The following is a 3,903-nucleotide window of genomic DNA, read 5'->3' on the forward strand; positions in this document are numbered from 1 at the left end:
GCCACGGCCCAATCCCCCGACTTCCCGCCGCGCTTTTCCAGCAGGCGGATGTCGCCCATGACCATGCCGCGGTCCACGGCCTTGCACATGTCGTAGACGGTGAGCAGGCCCACCTGCACGGCGGTGAGCGCCTCCATCTCCACGCCGGTGCGGCCCAGCGTCTCCACCTGCGCGGAACAACTGCCCCCGTTCAATCTCGACGGCGCTCGGTTCGAGCCGTCCGGGAACGCCACCGGGCTTGAACTCCAGCGGGAGGTCGATGTCGCTGCCGGGTCCGGGAGCGGCTCTCAACCGGGAGCCGAACAGCGCCCATCTGCGGCCGCCCCGACGGCCGCAGTTCTCTTGGGCCTCCACAGGAGCGACCCGCATGTCGGAAGGCAAGCCCGGTGACCCGGGCGACTCCACTCAGTCCCGGACTGCAGCCCGCCCTCAACGTCCAGGGCGCGCCAGCCGAACGAGGTCAGGGCAGCCTGACCCGGCTTGAACCCCAGGTGTCTTGAAAGCAGGCTCGAAGCCAACCCCAGCATTCCCAAACGCACCCACGCGCGGCCGCGGTGGCGGCCCGTGCAGTGCAGGGAAGCGGCTACAGGGCTCGTGTCCCAGGAAGTGGTGTAAGTCCTTCAGTACGCGGCAAGCCGAGAAGGGTGGAGCCCGTAGGGCATAACCCGTAGCGGCTTGCCGCGCGTCGGCGGCCGTCCCGTCTGGGGTGGCCATCGTGGTCCCGGATAAGGTTGAGGTGCGACCCATCCACCTGGATCAGAAGGAGATCCACGATGACCGCACCCATGATGACACTGGCCGATCTGGCCGAGAAGGGCCAAGACGTCGACGTGCTGCGCCAGATGGTGCAGTTCATGGCCCAGCGCCTGATGGAGATCGACGTCGAGGGGCGCTGCGGCGCCGGCTACGACGACTGCCAGTGGCTGCCATGCTCAGGGTTCAATGGCAGGGCGGCCCTCCGTTGCCTTCACGGCATCAGACTCGCGGCCGTTCGCCTGAGTCAGAAGCCATCTGCGCGGTGTCTGGCCAGTCCACCGCTTGAAGGCACGCTTCAATGCCCGCCAGTCGGCAAACCCCTGGTGCGTCGCGATCGCGCTGAGCGATTGCCCCGAATACAAGGCCGTCAGGACGGCTTCACGCCGGAGGTCATCCGCCAGCCTCGAGTAACTCGTGCCATGCGCCGCCAGACTGCGGCGCAACGTTCGCTCCGACAAGTTCAACCCACTTGCAACCTCCCCCATGTTCGGGACTTCACCCGGCGTGGCCGACAGGTCGCGCCGGACACTTTCGATCAGCTCGTCCCGCGGTTCCGCTTTAGGCAGAGCATTTTCGATCTGCGCATGGATGTGCGACGCGACGTCAAAGTGATATTCCGCGATAGGCTGAGCCAACAACTGTGACGGGTACACGATCCGGTTGAAGTCCGCTTCGAAATGCATGGAGCAGTCGAAGAACTCGAGGTAGGCGCCACGCTGGCGCCGCGAGTGGCGTAGTTCCACCCGCACAGGCCGCACCCGTGCCTGAAGCAGTTGACGGGCTACGACCAGCTGGCTTGCGAAGGCCTCGTCGACCATGAAGGGCTCGAGGTCGGGGGCCGCCAAGCGCATGTTCGCCCGAACCCAGGTTTCGCGACCCGAAGTGGCAGACTCGAAGTCGAGCATGGCTCCGGCGTTGGCCTGTTGCGCCAGGGCGTAGTGGAGCGCGGACTCCGCAGTCGGGCAGGCCATCATCCCGAATCCGACCAGCCCCCACGCCGTCAACGACTCGCGCTTGCCGACTTCCAGTCCGAGCTGCGGGTCTCGAGTGACCGCCAGCGAGCGCCGGATCAGGCTGCAGCACTGGCGCAGCGAGACGAGCGTCGTCGGCTGACTGATTTGGTGCGGCGTGACTCCGGAACCCAGGCACAGCCGTTCCACATCGACACCGCGCTCCAGCAGCACCGCCAGCAGCGCACGCAGTGCGAGGGGCGTGATCGTTGCGCGCTGCGACCAATCTGGCGCCTCGGCGCCGTCTGAGTGCAACAACTTGGCCGGCCGGGACCCACTCTTCATCCGCAGATTATCCATCGGCTCGACCTGCATGCAGTGATGATCTAGCGCATGAATCCCCTCCTCGTGCAGCCGTCGAAGGGCGGCACCAGGGAAGCGAAACCCCCAGCCCGCGCCCAGAAGCCATGCCCCCACTGCTCTCCCGCTCGCTGACGTCCTATCTGGTCCTGGTGGACGTCGGATTTCTTGTCTACTGGACGGTGACGGCGCTTGGGTTGATCCCAATCGACTGGGCTTTCAAGGACTATCACGTGCCGCAGGTGGTCGCGTGGAACTGGTCCTTCCTGCCGCTCGACCTCTTGTTGTCGGCGAGTGGTCTATCGGCAGTGGCGGCCGCTCGCCGCGGCAGATTGGAACTGGCCTACCTGTTGTCCGTGGTGGCGCTGGCCCTCACCTTTGCAAGCGGGTTCATGGCGCTGTCGTACTGGACCTTTGCGCGCGACTTCGACATGGCGTGGTGGGCCGCGAACCTCCTGCTCGTGCTTCCGCCGTTGTGGTTCTTGCCCCGCTTGTTCGTGTCATACCAGGGCGTGCTGCAAGGGCAGACTGCCCGCCGGCCGGCATGACACCGCAGGCACGGACTCCCGGCTCGCACGGATGCGCATGAACCGCAATCGCCTTCTGGCCGCCAGTTGGGCGATGACCGTGGGCACAGCGCCGGCGGCCGTACAGCCCATCATCGTGCAAAGTCTGCGCATGGGCGACGGTCTATCGGCCACTGAAGCCGGCCTGGTAGCCACCACCGAGTTGTCGGCCCTGGCGGCATGTGCGATGGTGGCATCGATCCGTGCCGGGCTCAGGCCGGAGGCCCGACTCTCCAGATCTTGGCCATGGGCTGTGCTCGGCCTGCAATTGGCTGCGCTCCTGACCCTGCTGATGGGGTCGGGCGTGCCCGCCTTGCTGGCCAGCCGCTCTCTTGCCGGTCTCGCGTACGGACTGGCCCTGGCGGCCGGGGTTACCCAACTGGCAAAGGCGCATCAGCCAGGGCGCGCCTTCGCGTGGGCGACGCTGGTGAGCGGCGTTGCCACCGGTGTGTGGGCTGCGTTGGCCGACGTCGGCGCTGCGCAAGGCGGTACCCTGGCGGGCTATGCGGTGGGCTTCGTCGCCTGCCTGCCCTTGTTGTTCTTTGGCGCTGCAGGGCAGCCCGAACCAACTCGCAGGTCCGAGACCGTCGCGTCGACCTCGATAGAGACCGGCATCGCGCCCGCTGTGCCACTCGTCGCTGGCGGGTCGGTGCTGATTGGCAACTTCGCCTGGTACTTTGCACAGGGGATTTACTGGCCCTATGCCGAGCAGGCGCTGATTGCGGGTGGCGTGGCCTCGGACGCCGCCGGCGGCGTGCTGGCGGCGGCGCTGGTCTTGGGGCTGGCGGGTGCGCTGGTCTCGGTCCTGACCGCGCAGCGGCACCACAGCCGTCAGACGCATCTGGCGCTTGCGTCCATCGTCGCTATGTCCGCGGCAGCGGTCGGGACGATCACGTGGCGCACGCCCGTAGCTGGCATCACCGGCGTGGTGGCCTACAACTTCATGTATTGCCTGGCCCTGCCGGGCGTCATGCGCATCGCGGCCGAACGCGATCCAGCCGGTCGCCTCGCCGGCGTGGCCTCGGGGCTCGCGCTCATGGGCATGGCGGCCGGCCCCTGGGTGGGCGGTGCGCTCATCGACAGCACCGCAGGCCTTGCTGGCGTTGGCGTGGCGACGCTGGCCCTGAGCGTGTTCGCATCCGGCCTGCTCGCGCTGGCACAGCGACACCCGGCTCCCACCTCCGCCAGCGCGTGGGCACCCCGAATCTGAATTGGAGAAAGCGAGATAGACGAGATGGCCACCATAGACGTCGAGCGCGCGCACAGCCTAG

The 3,903-nt window shown here is 67.1% G+C and carries 3 protein-coding genes and 2 pseudogenes; 3 read left to right on the forward strand and 2 right to left on the reverse strand.

What is annotated here, in order from left to right; genetic code table 11:
- Positions 1 to 194 (reverse strand): annotated as a pseudogene (locus ACOVRJ_RS22890) (cyclic pyranopterin monophosphate synthase MoaC); the annotation flags it as partial.
- Positions 195 to 773: 579 nt separating this feature from the next.
- Here ACOVRJ_RS22890 and ACOVRJ_RS22895 point away from each other — a divergent pair.
- A pseudogene (locus tag ACOVRJ_RS22895) lies at positions 774 to 914 on the forward strand (IS256 family transposase); the annotation flags it as partial.
- A gap of 18 nt (positions 915 to 932) precedes the next feature.
- On the opposite strand, the gene ACOVRJ_RS22900 reads toward ACOVRJ_RS22895, so the two are convergent.
- Complete coding sequence (locus ACOVRJ_RS22900; protein ID WP_422046131.1) at positions 933 to 2,081, reverse strand: AraC family transcriptional regulator; 1,149 nt, start codon at positions 2,079 to 2,081, stop codon at positions 933 to 935.
- Positions 2,082 to 2,173: 92 nt separating this feature from the next.
- Between ACOVRJ_RS22900 and ACOVRJ_RS22905 the strand changes: the two genes are divergently transcribed.
- Both ACOVRJ_RS22905 and ACOVRJ_RS22910 read left to right on the forward strand, forming a co-directional pair.
- A complete protein-coding gene (locus ACOVRJ_RS22905; protein ID WP_422046132.1) occupies positions 2,174 to 2,614 on the forward strand; it encodes a DUF5360 family protein in 441 nt (146 codons plus the stop codon).
- Between the two features lie 37 nt (positions 2,615 to 2,651).
- On the forward strand, positions 2,652 to 3,842 hold the full coding sequence (locus tag ACOVRJ_RS22910; RefSeq protein ID WP_422046133.1) for a hypothetical protein: 1,191 nt from the start codon (positions 2,652 to 2,654) through the stop codon (positions 3,840 to 3,842).
- Positions 3,843 to 3,903: the final 61 nt, after the last annotated feature.

Source organism: Roseateles sp., from assembly GCF_049240545.1.
In the GTDB taxonomy this organism is placed as follows: Bacteria; Pseudomonadota; Gammaproteobacteria; order Burkholderiales; family Burkholderiaceae_C; genus Paucibacter_A.

Excerpts from the sequence above, each read along its gene's own strand:
- ACOVRJ_RS22900 (WP_422046131.1), bottom strand. The coding sequence starts at position 2,081 with ATGCAGGTCGAGCCGATGGATAATCTGCGGATGAAGAGTGGGTCCCGG.
- ACOVRJ_RS22905 (WP_422046132.1), top strand. The coding sequence starts at position 2,174 with ATGCCCCCACTGCTCTCCCGCTCGCTGACGTCCTATCTGGTCCTGGTG.
- ACOVRJ_RS22910 (WP_422046133.1), top strand. The coding sequence starts at position 2,652 with ATGAACCGCAATCGCCTTCTGGCCGCCAGTTGGGCGATGACCGTGGGC.